The organism is Klebsiella sp. Ech2A (assembly GCF_030078455.1).
Lineage (GTDB): Bacteria > Pseudomonadota > Gammaproteobacteria > Enterobacterales > Enterobacteriaceae > Klebsiella > Klebsiella terrigena.
Genome location: NZ_JAQGFU010000106.1, coordinates 1 through 15,230 on the forward strand (window position 1 = coordinate 1; position 15,230 = coordinate 15,230).

The 15,230-nt window shown below is 56.9% G+C and carries 15 protein-coding genes; 7 read left to right on the forward strand and 8 right to left on the reverse strand.

Going from position 1 to position 15,230, the window contains the following annotated elements; translation table 11 throughout:
* A partial coding sequence (pdxR, locus tag PFH44_RS17580) for a MocR-like pyridoxine biosynthesis transcription factor PdxR (RefSeq protein ID WP_283825678.1) occupies window positions 1-1,090 on the forward strand: 1,090 nt, incomplete at its 5' end.
* Here the strand turns inward: pdxR and PFH44_RS17585 are convergent.
* Window positions 1,062-1,529: a YlaC family protein gene (locus tag PFH44_RS17585; protein WP_045854247.1), complete on the reverse strand. Its 468-nt coding sequence runs from the start codon at window positions 1,527-1,529 to the stop codon at window positions 1,062-1,064. The genes pdxR and PFH44_RS17585 overlap by 29 nt on opposite strands.
* Between PFH44_RS17585 and PFH44_RS28120 the strand changes: the two genes are divergently transcribed.
* Complete coding sequence (locus tag PFH44_RS28120; protein ID WP_371823018.1) at window positions 1,519-1,656, forward strand: hypothetical protein; 138 nt, start codon at window positions 1,519-1,521, stop codon at window positions 1,654-1,656. The genes PFH44_RS17585 and PFH44_RS28120 overlap by 11 nt on opposite strands.
* On the opposite strand, the gene maa is transcribed toward PFH44_RS28120, so the two are convergent.
* The 5 genes from maa to acrA all read right to left on the reverse strand — a co-directional run bounded on the left by maa (window position 1,628) and on the right by acrA (window position 7,802).
* Window positions 1,628-2,194, reverse strand: a complete 567-nt coding sequence (gene maa / locus PFH44_RS17590; protein WP_283825679.1) for a maltose O-acetyltransferase — start codon at window positions 2,192-2,194, stop codon at window positions 1,628-1,630. The two genes, PFH44_RS28120 and maa, sit on opposite strands and share 29 nt — an antisense overlap.
* A 149-nt stretch (window positions 2,195-2,343) precedes the next feature.
* On the reverse strand, window positions 2,344-2,562 hold the full coding sequence (locus PFH44_RS17595; protein WP_041144355.1) for an HHA domain-containing protein: 219 nt from the start codon (window positions 2,560-2,562) through the stop codon (window positions 2,344-2,346).
* 26 nt (window positions 2,563-2,588) lie between these two features.
* Window positions 2,589-2,963, reverse strand: coding sequence for an Hha toxicity modulator TomB (gene tomB, locus PFH44_RS17600; protein ID WP_041144356.1), 375 nt, complete (start codon window positions 2,961-2,963; stop codon window positions 2,589-2,591).
* A 476-nt stretch (window positions 2,964-3,439) separates the two neighbouring features.
* Window positions 3,440-6,586, reverse strand: a complete 3,147-nt coding sequence (acrB, locus tag PFH44_RS17605; protein WP_045854249.1) for a multidrug efflux RND transporter permease subunit AcrB — start codon at window positions 6,584-6,586, stop codon at window positions 3,440-3,442.
* Between the two features lie 34 nt (window positions 6,587-6,620).
* Window positions 6,621-7,802 (reverse strand): multidrug efflux RND transporter periplasmic adaptor subunit AcrA, encoded by a 1,182-nt coding sequence (acrA, locus tag PFH44_RS17610; protein ID WP_045854250.1) that lies wholly within the window; start codon window positions 7,800-7,802, stop codon window positions 6,621-6,623.
* A 142-nt stretch (window positions 7,803-7,944) separates the two neighbouring features.
* On the opposite strand from acrA, the gene acrR reads away from it, so the two are divergent.
* Together acrR and mscK are read left to right on the forward strand one after the other, a co-directional pair.
* Complete coding sequence (gene acrR, locus PFH44_RS17615) at window positions 7,945-8,595, forward strand: multidrug efflux transporter transcriptional repressor AcrR (RefSeq protein WP_045854251.1); 651 nt, start codon at window positions 7,945-7,947, stop codon at window positions 8,593-8,595.
* A 142-nt stretch (window positions 8,596-8,737) separates the two neighbouring features.
* Window positions 8,738-12,082: a mechanosensitive channel MscK gene (gene mscK / locus PFH44_RS17620; RefSeq protein ID WP_283825680.1), complete on the forward strand. Its 3,345-nt coding sequence runs from the start codon at window positions 8,738-8,740 to the stop codon at window positions 12,080-12,082.
* Window positions 12,083-12,121: 39 nt separating this feature from the next.
* Here the strand turns inward: mscK and rsmS are convergent, their stop codons facing one another.
* Window positions 12,122-12,295 carry a pleiotropic regulatory protein RsmS gene (gene rsmS, locus PFH44_RS17625; RefSeq protein WP_072051774.1) on the reverse strand — a complete coding sequence of 58 codons (174 nt, stop codon included), beginning with the start codon at window positions 12,293-12,295 and terminating at the stop codon, window positions 12,122-12,124.
* Between the two features lie 14 nt (window positions 12,296-12,309).
* The gene (priC, locus tag PFH44_RS17630; protein ID WP_283825681.1) at window positions 12,310-12,837 is read right to left on the reverse strand and encodes a primosomal replication protein N''; all 528 of its coding nucleotides are present in this window, start codon (window positions 12,835-12,837) and stop codon (window positions 12,310-12,312) included.
* A gap of 69 nt (window positions 12,838-12,906) precedes the next feature.
* Here priC and PFH44_RS17635 point away from each other — a divergent pair, with 69 nt between their 5' ends.
* The 3 genes from PFH44_RS17635 to dnaX all read left to right on the forward strand — a co-directional run.
* Window positions 12,907-13,284, forward strand: a complete 378-nt coding sequence (locus PFH44_RS17635) for a DUF454 family protein (protein ID WP_045855410.1) — start codon at window positions 12,907-12,909, stop codon at window positions 13,282-13,284.
* A 150-nt stretch (window positions 13,285-13,434) separates the two neighbouring features.
* Window positions 13,435-13,986, forward strand: a complete 552-nt coding sequence (gene apt, locus PFH44_RS17640; protein WP_041144362.1) for an adenine phosphoribosyltransferase — start codon at window positions 13,435-13,437, stop codon at window positions 13,984-13,986.
* Between the two features lie 92 nt (window positions 13,987-14,078).
* Window positions 14,079-15,230, forward strand: a 1,152-nt coding sequence (gene dnaX, locus PFH44_RS17645; protein ID WP_283825682.1) for a DNA polymerase III subunit gamma/tau, incomplete at its 3' end; no start/stop codon positions are given.

Here is a 15,230-nt window from a genome sequence, read left to right on the forward strand (position 1 = left end):
CTTTACCCCCGGTTCGCCGGCGATTAACTACTTTCCTCTCTCCATCTGGCGACGTCTGCTCGATCGCATCCTGCGCGAAGAGGGCAGCACGCTGCTGGGCTACGGCGATGCGGCGGGGGAGCTGGTGCTGCGGCAGGCTATCGTGCGCCACCTCGCGCTGTCGCGCGGTATTCGCTGCGATGCCCGGCAGATTGTCATTACCGAAGGCGCGCTTGAGGGGGTCAACCTCTGTACCCACCTGCTGAGCGTCGCCGGTGATACCGCCTGGGTAGAGGAGCCGGGCTATTTAGGCGCCAAAAGCGTATTTCTGAAGGCCGGACTGCGGGTGAAAGGGATGGCGGTCGATAGCGAAGGCATGCGTCCGGAGGTGGATGAGAGCGAAACGCCGAGGCTCATTTTCACTTCCCCTTCGCACCAGTATCCATGCGGAGCGGTGATGAGCGCCGGGCGACGTCTGGCGCTGCTGGAGTATGCGCGCCAGCATAATGCCTGGATCGTGGAAGATGACTACGATAGCGAGTTTCGCTACAGCGGTGAGCCGATCCCGGCGATGCTGGGAATGGTAAAAGACGCGCCGGTGGTCTATCTCGGTACGTTCAGCAAAACGCTGTTCCCGGCGCTGCGGATTGGTTTTGTGGTCATGCCACCGGCGCTGGCCGCCGCGGCTCAGGGGGCGGTTAGCGCGCTGCTGCGGGGCGGCCATCGGGCTGAACAGCGGGCGCTGGCGCTCTTCATCGAAGAGGGCCACTATGCCCGTCATCTGGCCGCCATGCGCCGTTTGTACCGTAAGCGTCAGCTGCAGCTACGCGAGGCCCTGGCCAGGGAGCTGACCCAGCCTTGTGACATTCTCGGCGGCGAGGGCGGGCTGCACCTGACGGTCGCCGTTGAGGGGATTGATGATGTGGCGGTGGTTGAGCAGGCCCGCCAGTTTCAGCAGGCCCCTGCGGCCTTAAGCCGCTTCTATCTGGACGCACGGCGCGCGCGAAGCGGGCTGGTGCTGGGATATGGCAATACGTCCGCTTCGCATTTTGCTCCGGCGCTGCGGACGTTAAATCGTCTTATCAGGCAGAGCCGACGCGGGTCAGGCTGAAGACATCGTAGAACGATAGCTCGCCTTTGGTAGCAATCATTTTTTGCAGCTGCGTTTTCTGCTCGCCCGCTACGCGCGGCGACTGCAGGATCCGCTCGATCAGCTGAGGCGGGACGAAGCGGGTGTTGTACCATTCGCCGTTGTAGCAGACGCGAAAGTCCAGGACGTCGATATCTTCGTAGCGATAGCGCGGATAGACGTCAAAGAAAAAGAAGCCGTTCAGCAGGACAAACAGCACCACCAGCAGCCATACGGAATCCACCAGCGTCTCTGAGGTGAACATGACGACGAAGGTCGCAGCAAAGGCGGCGTACATCGCGACGAACAGCCACGGATGATTGCGAATAAAACTGATGCTGAAGCGCGGACGGTTGTCGCGCTTCTCTTTCACATTGAGCTCATCAATGGTATTGGTCAGCAGTTGCTGTATTTCTGTCATTTTGTCCCCGAATTCTACTAAGGCCCAGCCTGAAGGCTATTTTATGTTGCGGGAATCAGATGGAAAAGTAACAGATCAGTTGCGGAAAAGCATAACAGTTACTCTTTTTCCGCTTCCAGCATCCTGATGATTTGCGCGGGATTGCCGCCAACGACCGCATTCGGCGGAACGTCTTTGACGACCACGGCCCCGGAGGCGATGACGGCGTTATCGCCAATCGTCACGCCCGGGTTAATCACGGCGCGGCCGCCAATCCAGACGTTATTCCCGATGGTGACCGGTTTGCCGTACTCTTTGCCGCTGTTGCGCTCGACGGCATCGAGAGGATGGGTGGCGGTATAGATATGTACGCCGGGTGCCAACATGCAGTTATCGCCGATCCGTATCGGGCAGACGTCGAGCATGACGCAGTCAAAATTGGCGTAGAAATGACTGCCGAGATAAATATTGTAACCATAATCACAGCGGAAGGTGGGCTCAATATAGGCATCGGCCGCCTGACCCAATAACCCTGCCAGACAGTTTTTGCGTAGTTCACGTTCTTCCGGCGCCGAATGGTTGTAGCGATGCAGCTCCTGCCTGGCATGCAGGCGATCCGCGCGTAGCGTCGCGTCTCCGGGCTGATACAGCTCTCCGGCGATCATCTTAAGTTTCTCTTCACTCATGGGGCTTTCCTCAAATAGCGGGTGGGCCACAGTATAAAAAAGAAACCGGTTTCAGATACGCCGTTTGGCTATTTATGCGAGTAATATCACAAATATACCCGAAGTGGGGGGAGGGGGCTGATTACCGTCTGGTCGTTACCTGAAATGAATTAGCGAATGAATTTCCACACCGACGTCGGGATTTTGTCGTACAGCTTATTCATGGTCAATTCAGCAAGACGGTGATCGGCCGCTGAGTAAAATACAGCCAGTTCGTTGTCCGGAAGTTCGTATTTATTTTTTTCAATTACGCGTTCCAGCGTATCAATTGTCTGACAACGGCGTAAGCGCATCAAATAGTCTGTTTTGGTTAATGGTTCACCAGACATAAATTCACCTTTAGATTGTAATAATACTAACAAGAAAGACTTGCCGGATTTTCCCGGCTGGCGTTAACAAAACAACGGAATAACCGATTTCCCGATTTACGCCATTTCTGCAGGTCTACGCTGTTAATGCCGTAGCTGCTAAACAACATGAAAGTGTCATCAAGGTATTCATCGAGCTGAGCAATCAGTTTATTATCCTCAGCGTACTTAATTTTATAATTAAGCGCGAAGGTAGCAATGTGATCGATCAATTCATTAAGCTGAAGATTGACAGCCGACGTCGGGTCATTAACCCACCCGTGGTTGCTCTCTTCCAGGTTTGCAAGGCAATCATGATACAGGGTTTCGCAGAGAAATCGAAGCTGTGCGATATCATGTCTTTTTGGCGAGTATTCGTCCATAACACATCCCCTTTTGAGTGGTTTTAAACGACGACTAACAAGCACCGTTGTGGGATGAACACGACTAACAGACCTGGCACATACATTGTAATCCTGTTGATTTAACTATAATCCACTCTTAAACAGATTTCACCGTGCTATTACGAAAAATTACAATTATTACCCTTAATTTATCTTAAAGCATCGGACTCTATTATACCGCAACATATCAAGGTGATGTCTATCGCAAAGCACACCTTATGGATCATTGGTTTAGCAGGTTATTTTGTCATGTGCCCGTCGGCAGCCACGGATAACGCTGGTATTAAGAATATTCTGAGTGAGGCCGAAGGGTAAAACCGTGAAGAATAATCTGATAAAAAATAGGTTACGTCATATCTTTGCTGATTATATAGCAGAACATCCGCTAAACAATCACATTGTGTGCGCTTTCATCGATAAAAAAAGGGCCGCAAATGCGGCCCTGAGTTCAGAGATTAATGATGCCCGGTCGGATGACTGTGCTCAATATCTTCCGTTTTCTTGCTGAAACGGCGACGAACGACCACGAAGAATACCGGCACGAAGAAGATTGCCAGAACCGTCGCGGTGACCATCCCGCCCATTACGCCGGTACCTACGGCGTTCTGCGCCCCGGAGCCTGCGCCGGAGCTGATAACCAGCGGCATAACCCCGAGGATAAAGGCCAGCGAGGTCATCAGGATTGGACGCAGACGCATACGTACCGCCTCCAGCGTCGCCTCAATCAGGCCCTTGCCTTCTTTATCCATCAGGTCTTTGGCGAACTCGACGATAAGTATCGCGTTCTTCGCCGACAGGCCGATGGTGGTCAGCAGACCCACCTGGAAGTAGACGTCGTTAGTCAGGCCGCGGAAGGTTGCGGCCAGCAGCGCGCCGATAACCCCGAGCGGTACAACCAGCATAACCGAGAATGGAATCGACCAGCTTTCATACAGCGCTGCCAGACACAGGAAGACCACAATCAGCGAGATGGCATACAGGGCCGGAGCCTGGTTACCGGACAGACGTTCCTGATAGGACATACCGGTCCAGTCGTAGCCAACGCCAGCCGGCAGCTTGCCCGCCAGTTCTTCCATCAGGTTCATGGCTTCACCGGTACTTCTACCCGGAGTCGCCTGGCCGAGGATTTCCATCGACGGCAGACCGTTATAGCGTTCCAGACGCGGTGAACCGTACTCCCAGTGCGACGTTGAGAAGGCCGAGAACGGCACCATCTGCCCGTCGCTACCGCGAACGTACCAGTTGCCAATATCTTCCGGCAGCATGCGGTATTTCGCTTCGGACATCACGTACACCTTCTTCACGCGACCGCGGTCGATAAAGTCGTTGACGTAGCTACCGCCCCAGGCTGCGCCCAGCGTGGTATTGATGTCGCTGATGGATACGCCCAGCGCCTGCGCTTTCTCCTGATCGATATCCACCTTGAACTGCGGCGTATCTTCCAGGCCGTTCGGACGCACGCCGACCAGCAGGTCAGGGTGCTTCGCAATTTCACCAAACAGCTGGTTACGCGCCTGGGTCAGTTTTTCGTGACCTAAGCCACCCTGGTCGATCAGCTGGAAGTCAAAGCCGGTTGCGGTACCCAGCTCGACGATAGCCGGCAGGTTAAAGGCGAAGACCATCGCATCTTTAATCTGCGAGAAGCGCGCCATCGCCCGACCGGTAATCGCTTCAACCTTGTTCTCGCTGCCCGGACGTTCGCTCCAGTCTTTCAGAGAAACGAACGCAATACCGGTGTTCTGACCGCGACCCGCGAAGCCAAAGCCGTTAACCGCGAACACGGATTCAACGTTGGCCTTCTCTTTCGTGAGGTAGTAGTCGGTCATCTCATCCAGCACTTTCTGCGTACGCTCCTGGGTGGCGCCAGCAGGCAGCTGCGCCATGCTCAGGAATACGCCCTGGTCTTCATCCGGCAGGAACGAGCTCGGCAGACGAACGAACAGGAAGGCCATTCCGACAACGATGATCAGATACAGCACCAGATAACGACCGGTACTGCGCAGGATGTTGCCTACGCTATCGGTGTAGTGGTGGGTGCTCTTATCGAACATGCGGTTAAACCAGCCAAAGAAGCCTTTGTGCTCGCCGTGACCGCCTTTAGCGATAGGTTTCAGCATCGTGGCGCACAGCGCCGGAGTCAGAATCAACGCCACCAGTACCGACAGTGCCATCGCCGAAACGATAGTGATGGAGAACTGACGATAAATCGCCCCGGTTGAGCCGCCGAAGAAGGCCATCGGGATGAATACCGCCGACAGCACCATCGCGATACCGACCAGCGCGCCCTGGATCTGGCCCATGGATTTACGGGTTGCTTCCTTCGGCGGGAGCCCCTCCTCGGCCATGACGCGCTCGACGTTTTCTACCACCACGATGGCGTCATCCACCAGCAGGCCTATCGCCAGCACCATACCAAACATGGTTAAGGTGTTTATCGAGAAGCCAAAGATGGAGAGGATGGCGAATGTCCCTAACAGGACCACCGGAACCGCGATGGTCGGAATCAGCGTGGCGCGGAAGTTCTGCAGAAACAGGTACATAACCAGGAAGACCAGGATAATGGCTTCAACCAGCGTTTTAACCACTTCATGAATGGAGATCTTCACGAACGGCGTGGTGTCATACGGGTAAACAATCTTCAGGCCTGACGGGAAGTACGGCTCCATTTTTGCCAGTTCAGCGCGAATGGCGTTTGCGGTATCCAGCGCGTTAGCGCCGGTTGCCAGCTTGATACCCAGACCGGAAGCCGGCTGGTTGTTATACTTGGCGATGATATCGTAGTTTTCGCCGCCGAGTTCGACCTTCGCCACATCGCGCAGGCGAACCTGCGAACCGTCCTGGTTCACTTTCAGCAGGATGTTGCTAAATTCGTCCGCGGATTTCAGACGCGTTTGCGCAATGATCGAAGCGTTCAGCTGCTGGCCTTTCACCGGCGGCGTACCGCCTAACTGACCGGCTGCAACCTGGGCGTTCTGCGCTTTAATGGCGCTAATGACATCGACCGGCGTCAGCTGGAAGTTGTTCAGCTTGTTCGGATCCATCCAGATACGCATCGCGTACTGGGAACCAAACAGCTGAACGTCGCCCACGCCTGAGGTACGGCTGATCGCATCCTTCATGTTGGCGCCAACGTAGTCGGAAATATCCTCCTGCGTCATGGTGCCGTTGGTGTTGATAACGCCGACAACCATCAGGAAGCTGCTGGAGGATTTCTCCACGCTCACGCCCTGTTGCTGTACTTCCTGCGGCAGCAGCGGCATAGCGAGCTGCAGTTTGTTCTGCACCTGCACCTGCGCGATATCCGCGTCGGTACCGGACTGGAAGGTCAGCGTGATCTGAACCGTACCGGTTGAGTCACTGTTGGAGGACATGTACATCAGGTTATCGATACCGTTCATGTTCTGTTCGATAACCTGCGTGACGGTATCCTGCACCGTTTTCGCATCAGCACCCGGGTAGGTTGCGGAAATTGTCACCGCCGGCGGCGCAATCGTTGGATATTGCGCGACAGGCAGCTTCAGGATCGCAAGTCCCCCAGCTAGCATGATTATTATGGCGATCACCCATGCGAATATGGGGCGATCGATAAAGAAATTAGGCATGTCTTAACGGCTCCTGTTTAAGTTAAGACCTGGTTTACTCTGACTTAGCGCTGCTTGCAGCTTGCTGCTTATCGTCAGAGGCTACTTCCTGCGCTTTCACCTGCACGCCTGGTTTTACTTTTTGCAGTCCGGCGACGATGACGCGATCGCCCGATTTCACCCCGGTAGTGACCAGCCATTTATCGCCGATCGCCTGCGTTGCGGTGACCTGACGAACCTCGACCTTATCGCCTTCGCCCACCACCATTACGCTGGCATCACCGCGCGGAGTGCGGGTTACACCCTGCTGAGGTACCAGCAGTGCGTCAGGGTTGGTGCCTTCTTCCAGACGCGCGCGGACGAACATACCTGGCAGCAGGGAGTTATCCGGGTTCGGGAAGATAGCGCGCAGAGTGATAGAACCGGTGGTCTGATCGACGGTCACGTCAGAAAACTCCAGCGTGCCGCCCTGCGGATACTTCAGACCATCGCTGGTGACCAGCTCGACCTTGGCTTTGCCGTTTTCCTGTTTCAGCTTACCGTTTGCCAGCTCCTGTTTCAGGCGCAGGAAATCGTTGCTCGACTGGGTCACGTCAACGTAGATCGGGTCCAACTGCTGAACGGTGGCCAGCGCGGTGGTCTGGCCGTTCTGCACCAGCGCACCTTCCGTTACGGCCGATTTACCAATACGACCGCTGATAGGCGACGTGACTTTGGTGTACGCGAGGTTAATACGCGCGGTTTCCACGGCAGCTTTTGCCGCCACGACGGCCGCATTGTTCTGCTGAGCGTCAGCAACGGCGGTGTCGTAGTCTTGTTGACTGATATATTTGGTGCCTAACAGTTTCTGGTAGCGCTTAACCGTCAGCTGGGAGATATTTGCCGCCGCCTGTGCCTTGGCTAAGTCGCCTTTCGCGCTTTCGTAGCTGGCCTGATAGGTTGCCGGATCGATCTGATAAAGGGACACACCTGCCTGGATATCGCTGCCTTCAGTGAAGTTACGTTTCAGAATAATGCCACTCACCTGAGGGCGAACTTCAGCGACGCGGTATGCGCTGGTGCGGCCAGGCAGCTCGGTGGTGATTTGTAGAGGTGCGGATTTGAGCGTCACAACGCCGACTTCCGGCATTTGCTGGGCCCCTTGTTGAGCCGGTTTGTCGTCACATCCTGTTAGCGCTAAGCTGCCTGAGAGCATCAGAACGACCGCCAGAGGCGTTAACCCTCTGTTTTTGTTCATATGTAAACCTCGAGTGTCCAATTTCAAATTGTTCAGTGGCTCAAACGACCACAAACCCACTGCTGTGTTTCTATTATGGTCATGCTATGGTACATACATTCATAAATGTATGTAAACGTAACCTCTGTAAACTCATCGACCTATGGCACGAAAAACCAAACAACAGGCACTTGAAACCCGGCAACACATTCTGGACGTTGCTCTGCGTTTGTTTTCGCAGCAAGGCGTATCATCTACCTCGTTAGCAGCAATTGCAAAAGCTGCAGGGGTGACGAGGGGGGCTATCTACTGGCATTTCAAGAATAAATCAGATTTATTTAATGAAATATGGGTGCTTTCGGAGGCCAGCATTAGTGACCTCGAAGTTGAGTATCGGGCAAAATTCCCCAACGATCCACTGTCAGTTGTTCGTGAGATCTTAGTCTATGTTCTTGAAGCAACGGTGACAGAAGAGCGTCGGCGGCTGATGATGGAAATCATCTTCCATAAATGCGAGTTTGTGGGCGAGATGACGGTGGCCCAGGAGGCGCAGCGCAGCCTCTGTCTCGAGAGCTACGATCGCATCGAGCACACTCTTAACGAATGTATTGCGGCGAAGATGCTGCCGGCTAATTTATTAACCCGGCGGGCGGCGATTTTAATGCGCAGCTACCTTTCTGGCCTGATGGAAAACTGGCTATTTGCGCCGGACTCTTTCGATCTGCAAAAGGACGCGCGGGAATTTGTCGAGACGCTTCTCGAGATGTATCAGTTTTGCCCGTCACTGCGGGCTCCAGCCGAGGCCGCGCTCTAGCGCTTCGCGCAAATTCCCGGCCTGAACCGGCGCGAAAAAATGCCGCTATCCGCCGCTATTCGCGCGCGGGTAGAAGTGCTATTCTGCGCGCTGCGACGACCCCCGGTATTCTCCGGCTTCTGCAATCATTCATGTTAACACTATGCTGCATACTATTCGTTGGCGAAACGCCATTTCCGCTTTTGTAATTGTACTGATGTTTTTCGTTGGCAGCCTTGGCGCAACGCGGGCCTTTGCGGCCGATTTACCCGATCGCTCCGAAGTGCAGAGCCAGCTCAATACGCTGAATAAGCAAAAAGAGCTCACTCCCCAGGACAAGCTGGTTCAGCAGGACCTGACGCAAACCCTCGAAACGCTCGATAAAATTGAGCGCATCAAGTCGGAGTCGGCCCAGCTGCGCCAGCAGGTCGATCAGGCCCCGGCGAAAATGCGCCAGGCGGTCGATGGCCTGAACGCGCTCGGCGACGTGCCTGACGATGAGGCCACGCGCAAAACGCTGGCCTCGCTGTCGCTCCGTCAGCTGGAAGCCCGCGTCACCCAGAACCTCGACGATCTGCAAAATGCCCAGAACGATCTGGCGACGTACAACAGCCAGCTGGTTGCTTTGCAAACCCAGCCGGAGCGCGTGCAGAACGCGATGTACTCGGCGTCCCAGCAGTTGCAGCAGATCCGTAACCGGCTGAACGGCACCTCGGTGGGGGAAGAGACCCTGCGCCCAACCCAGCAGGTACTGCTGCTGACGCAGCAGGCGCTGCTGAACGCGCAGATCGACCAGCAGCGTAAAAGCCTGGAAGGAAATACCGTCCTGCAGGACACGCTGCAGAAGCAGCGGGACTACGTCAGCGCCAACAGCAACCGTCTGGAGCATCAGCTGCAGCTGCTGCAGGAAGCCGTTAACAGCAAGCGGCTGACGCTGACGGAAAAAACCGCGCAGGAAGCGGTAACGCCAGATGAAACCGCACGCATTCAGGCCAATCCGCTGGTGAAGCAGGAGCTGGAGATTAACCACCAGCTTAGCCAGAGGCTGATTTCGGCGACTGAAAGCGGCAACCAGCTGGTGCAGCGCAATATTAAGGTCAAAAACTGGCTCGATCGCGCGCTGCAGTCTGAACGCGATATTAAAGAACAGATTTCGGTCCTCAAAGGCAGCCTGCTGCTGTCGCGTATCCTCTACCAGCAGCAGCAGACCCTGCCGTCTGCCGACGAGCTGGAGGATATGACCAACCGCATCGCCGACCTGCGCCTCGAGCAATTTGAGGTTAACCAGCAGCGCGACGCCCTGTTCCAGAGCGACGCCTACGTCGCAAAACTGGAAGAAGGGCACAGCAGCGACGTGAATCCGGAAGTCCACGACGCCCTGCTGGACGTGGTGGATATGCGCCGCGAGCTGCTCGATCAGTTCAACAAGCAGCTGGGTAATCAGCTGATGATGGCGATCAACCTGCAGATTAACCAGCAGCAGCTGATGAGCGTCTCCAGCGCCCTGAAAGCCATCCTGACCCAGCAAATTTTCTGGGTTAACAGCAACAAGCCCATGGACTGGGAGTGGATCAAATCCTTCCCTGAAGCGCTGAAAGGGCAGTTTAAGGCGATGAAAATCACCGTGAACTGGGAAAAAGCCTGGCCCGCCGTCTTTGTGGCCTTCCTTGCCGGGCTGCCGCTGCTGCTGATTGCCGGCCTTATCCGCTGGCGCCTGCAGTGGCTGCGCAGCTACCAGGCAAAGCTGGCGTCGCAGGTCGGGCAGCTGCGTAACGATACCCAGCTGCATACGCCAAAAGCGATTTTGATCGATCTGATAAGAGCGCTGCCGGTGGTGCTGCTGATCCTCGCCGCGGGCCTGATTCTGCTGACGATGCAGCTCAATATCAGCGATCTGCTGTGGGCCTACAGCAAGAAGCTGGCGCTGTTCTGGCTGGTGTTTGGCCTGTGCTGGAAGGTTCTGGAAAAAGACGGCGTGGCGGTAAGCCACTTCAATATGCCGCCGCAGCTCACCAGCCACTGGCGTCGGCAGATTGTCCGCGTCAGCCTGGCGCTGCTGCCGCTGAACCTGTGGTCGGTTATCTCCGAACTCTCTCCGCTGCATCTGATGGACGACGTGCTGGGGCAGTTCGTTATCTTTATCAACCTGCTGCTGATTGCGGTGCTGGTGTGGCCGATGTGCCGCGAAAGCTGGCGCGATAAGGAGTCGCACAGCCTGCGCCTGGTGACCGTCACCGTGCTGTCGATTGTCCCCGTCGCGCTGATGGCGCTGACCGCAACCGGCTACTTCTATACCACGCTGCGCCTTGCCGGACGCTGGATTGAAACCGTCTATCTGGTGATGCTGTGGAATCTGCTGTATCAGACCGTGCTGCGTGGCCTGAGCGTGGCGGCCCGCCGCATCGCCTGGCGTCGCGCGCTGGCTCGCCGTCAGCACCTGGTCAAAGAGGGCGCCGAAGGCGCTGAGCCGCAGGAGGAGCCGACGATTGCGCTGGAGCAGGTCAACCAGCAAACGCTGCGTATCACCATGCTGGTGATGATCGCGCTGTTCGGCATCCTGTTCTGGGCCATTTGGTCGGATCTGATCACCGTATTCGCCTATCTCGACAGCATCACCCTGTGGCACTACAACGGCACCGAAGCCGGCGTCAACGTGGTAAAAAGCGTCACCATGGGCAGCCTGCTGTTTGCGATAGTGGCCTCGATGGTGGCCTGGGCGCTCATCCGCAACCTGCCGGGTCTGCTGGAAGTGCTGATCCTGTCGCGGCTCAACATGCGCCAGGGGACGTCGTATGCGATAACCTCGATTCTGAACTACGCCATTATCGCCATTGGCGCGATGACGGTGTTCGGCTCGCTGGGGGTATCGTGGGACAAACTGCAGTGGCTGGCGGCCGCGCTGTCGGTAGGTTTGGGCTTTGGTCTGCAGGAAATTTTCGGTAACTTCGTTTCCGGCCTGATCATCCTGTTTGAACGCCCGGTGCGCATCGGCGATACCGTTACCATCGGGACCTTCTCCGGCACCGTCAGCAAGATCCGCATCCGCGCGACCACCATTACCGACTTTGACCGTAAGGAGGTGATCATTCCGAACAAAGCGTTCGTGACGGAGCGCCTGATCAACTGGTCGCTGTCTGACACCGTTACCCGCGTCGTCATCCGCCTCGGCGTGGCGTACGGTTCGGATCTGGATAAGGTAAAGGAGGTCCTGCTGCAGGCCGCTCATGAGCATCCGAAGGTCATGCCTGAACCTGCGCCGTCGGTCTTCTTCACGACCTTTGGCGCCAGCACGCTGGATCACGAACTGCGTCTCTACGTTCGCGAACTGCGCGATCGCAGCTACACGGTGGACGAGCTGAATCGCACCATCGACCGCCTGTGCCGTGAAAACAACATCAACATCGCCTTCAACCAGCTGGAAGTGCATCTGCGTAATGAAAAGGGTGATGAGGTGACGGAGCTGAAGCGTGAAGTTAAAGGGGACGATCCTTCCCCGGCGCTCGGCTAATTAACTCTCGGGGCGGCCGATGCGCCGCCCCGCAGCCCGCTACCGCTCCTCGTTCTGCGCCGATCCCGGCGCGTTCTTTAGCTTGTTTTCATAATCACGGCGAATGATTTCCAGCGCGCCGAGCACCGTGCGCGGGCTGACCTGGTTCTCTTCAAGCAGCATGATTAAATCGACGGCCAGTTTGACTTCATCCGGGGCGTTTTCCAGCGACATTCTCACTCCTTTCGTTAGCGCGTCATGCGTGCCAGCACGCTCTCTATTTTTTCCAGCGCATCGCGGCAGCGGGCAAGGCGTCCGGCATAGGCCTCCACCTCTTTCGCCAGGCGCTGCTGCTCATCGAGCGTCGTCGCCTGCAGCCACTGCCGCTGGCGATCGTTGCGCATGACCAGCAGGCGACGCTCATACTCCTGGTGCTTCAGCCGACGCCGCTGCCAGCGGCCCAGCCCCGATGCCGCGTTGTCCCAGCTGCGCAGCGGCCAGGTTGCCGTCTCGCGGCTGATGGCGACAATTTGCGCGCTCAGGCGCTCTGCCAGCCAGGCAACCTGCGGCAGCTGCTGGTGGGCGACGGCCTGCCGTAATTTGGCAAAATTATCCCGGGCTTCATCCAGATAGGCCTGCATCAGCGTGCTGCGGGTACGGAACAGCTGGCGATCGAAGCGGGCGCTCAGCGTCGCGTGGTTGGCCAGCGGCGCGACCTCTGCGGCCAGCCGGGCAAGCTGCTCTTCCAGCGAGTGTAAAAGCCGGGTTGTTTTCAAATAACTCCTCCATACCCTGATAAGCAACTATGCTACAGTAGCCACATCTGCTTGATAACGATTCGCATTATGCCACGTATTATTTTAACCATCATTGGCTGGCTGGCGGTAGTTCTGGGAACGCTGGGCGTCTTCCTGCCTTTACTGCCGACGACGCCGTTTATTCTGCTGGCGGCCTGGTGCTTTGCCCGCTCATCGCCGCGTTTTCATCACTGGCTGCTGTATCGCTCGTGGTTTGGCGGCTACCTGCGCCACTGGCAGCAGCACCGAGCCATGCCGCCCGGCGCCAAGCCGCGGGCGATAGCGATGATTATACTGACCTTTGCTATTTCCCTGTGGCTGGTTAAGCTTACGTGGGTACGCATCATGCTGCTGGTGATTTTGGCCTGCCTGCTGATATTTATGTGGCGTATTCCGGTGGTTGATGCAAAGCAACAAAAGCACTGATGCGCCATAATGCCTGTTGCAATTGTCGCTGACAGTCAGTAAATTCGAGCGTTTTCGAGCGCGGGTACGCCTGGTCAAAGGTTAATCAAATGTTTCCCTGGCCCGTTTGGCGCGTCCGTGAGTAACACCGTTTTTATCAGGCATAAACTTATGACCGCAACTGCACAGCAGCTTGAATATCTGAAGAACAGCATCCAAAGCATTCAGGACTATCCGAAACCGGGTATTCTTTTCCGTGATGTCACCAGCCTGCTGGAAGACCCGCAGGCCTATGCCCTGAGCATCGAGCTGCTGACCGAACGTTACAGAAACGCCGGCATCACCAAGGTGGTGGGTACCGAAGCGCGCGGTTTTCTGTTTGGCGCACCGGTTGCGCTGGCGCTGGGTGTTGGCTTCGTTCCGGTACGTAAACCGGGTAAGCTGCCGCGTGAAACTATCTCCGAGAGCTACGAGCTCGAGTACGGTACCGACAGCCTGGAAATCCACGTTGACGCCATCAAAGAAGGCGACAAGGTGCTGGTGGTTGACGATCTGCTGGCGACCGGCGGCACCATCGATGCAACCGTGAAGCTGATCCGCCGTCTGGGCGGTGAGGTGCAGGATGCTGCTTTCGTCATCAACCTGTTCGATCTGGGCGGCGAGCAGCGTCTGGATAAGCTGGGCATCAACAGCTACAGCCTGGTTCCGTTCCCGGGTCACTAAGCATTTCCCGATACATAGCCTCGCCGATCCGGCGGGGCTGTGATAGCATGGCCCCTTCGTGATTTCACCTTCCAGCGTTTCAGAGCCAGCCCATGAGTTATCAGGTCTTAGCCCGTAAATGGCGCCCACAAACCTTTGCTGACGTCGTCGGCCAGGAACATGTGCTGACCGCACTGGCGAACGGCTTGTCGTTAGGGCGCATCCATCACGCTTATCTCTTTTCCGGCACCCGCGGGGTAGGTAAAACCTCCATTGCGCGCCTGCTGGCAAAAGGGTTGAACTGTGAAACCGGCATTACCGCCACGCCGTGCGGCGTGTGCGACAACTGCCGTGAAATAGAGCAGGGGCGCTTCGTCGATTTGATAGAGATCGATGCCGCCTCGCGGACGAAAGTCGAAGATACCCGCGATCTGCTGGACAACGTTCAGTACGCGCCGGCCCGTGGCCGCTTCAAGGTCTACCTGATCGATGAAGTCCACATGCTGTCGCGCCACAGCTTCAACGCGTTGTTAAAGACGCTGGAGGAGCCGCCCGCGCACGTCAAATTCCTGCTGGCCACCACCGATCCGCAAAAGCTGCCGGTGACGATTCTGTCGCGCTGCCTTCAGTTCCATCTGAAGGCGCTGGACGTCGAGCAGATCCGCCATCAGCTTGAGCACATCCTCGGCGAAGAGCAGATTGCCTTTGAATCCCGCGCGCTGCAGCTGCTGTCGCGCGCGGCGGACGGCAGCCTGCGTGACGCCCTGAGCCTCACCGATCAGGCCATTGCCAGCGGCGATGGTCGCCTGACGACGGAGTCGGTGAGCGCGATGCTTGGCACCCTGGACGACGACCAGGCGCTCTCATTAATTGAGGCGCTGGTAGCCGCCGACGGCGAGCGGGTGATGGCCGGCGTTAACGAGGCCGCGTCGCGCGGCGTAGAGTGGGAGGCGCTGCTGGTCGAGATGCAGAGCCTGCTGCACCGCATCGCGATGGTACAGCTGTCGCCCTCGGCGCTGGGCGCCGATATGGCCGCGATAGAGCAGCGCATGCGCGAGCTTGCGCGCACCGTTCCGCCTGCCGATGTACAGCTATACTATCAGACGCTGCTGATTGGCCGTAAAGAGCTGCCCTATGCCCCTGACCGGCGCATGGGCGTTGAGATGACCCTGCTGCGCGCGCTGGCTTTCCATCCGCATAAGCCGCTGCCCGAGCCGGAGGTCCGCCCGGTGCAGACCATCGCCGCCGCACCGCAGCAGGCCGCA

Excerpts from the sequence above, each read along its gene's own strand:
- PFH44_RS17585 (WP_045854247.1), bottom strand. The coding sequence starts at position 1,529 with ATGACAGAAATACAGCAACTGCTGACCAATACCATTGATGAGCTCAAT.
- maa (WP_283825679.1), bottom strand. The coding sequence starts at position 2,194 with ATGAGTGAAGAGAAACTTAAGATGATCGCCGGAGAGCTGTATCAGCCC.
- PFH44_RS17595 (WP_041144355.1), bottom strand. The coding sequence starts at position 2,562 with ATGTCTGGTGAACCATTAACCAAAACAGACTATTTGATGCGCTTACGC.
- tomB (WP_041144356.1), bottom strand. The coding sequence starts at position 2,963 with ATGGACGAATACTCGCCAAAAAGACATGATATCGCACAGCTTCGATTT.
- acrB (WP_045854249.1), bottom strand. The coding sequence starts at position 6,586 with ATGCCTAATTTCTTTATCGATCGCCCCATATTCGCATGGGTGATCGCC.
- acrA (WP_045854250.1), bottom strand. The coding sequence starts at position 7,802 with ATGAACAAAAACAGAGGGTTAACGCCTCTGGCGGTCGTTCTGATGCTC.
- acrR (WP_045854251.1), top strand. The coding sequence starts at position 7,945 with ATGGCACGAAAAACCAAACAACAGGCACTTGAAACCCGGCAACACATT.
- mscK (WP_283825680.1), top strand. The coding sequence starts at position 8,738 with ATGCTGCATACTATTCGTTGGCGAAACGCCATTTCCGCTTTTGTAATT.
- rsmS (WP_072051774.1), bottom strand. The coding sequence starts at position 12,295 with ATGTCGCTGGAAAACGCCCCGGATGAAGTCAAACTGGCCGTCGATTTA.
- PFH44_RS17635 (WP_045855410.1), top strand. The coding sequence starts at position 12,907 with ATGCCACGTATTATTTTAACCATCATTGGCTGGCTGGCGGTAGTTCTG.
- apt (WP_041144362.1), top strand. The coding sequence starts at position 13,435 with ATGACCGCAACTGCACAGCAGCTTGAATATCTGAAGAACAGCATCCAA.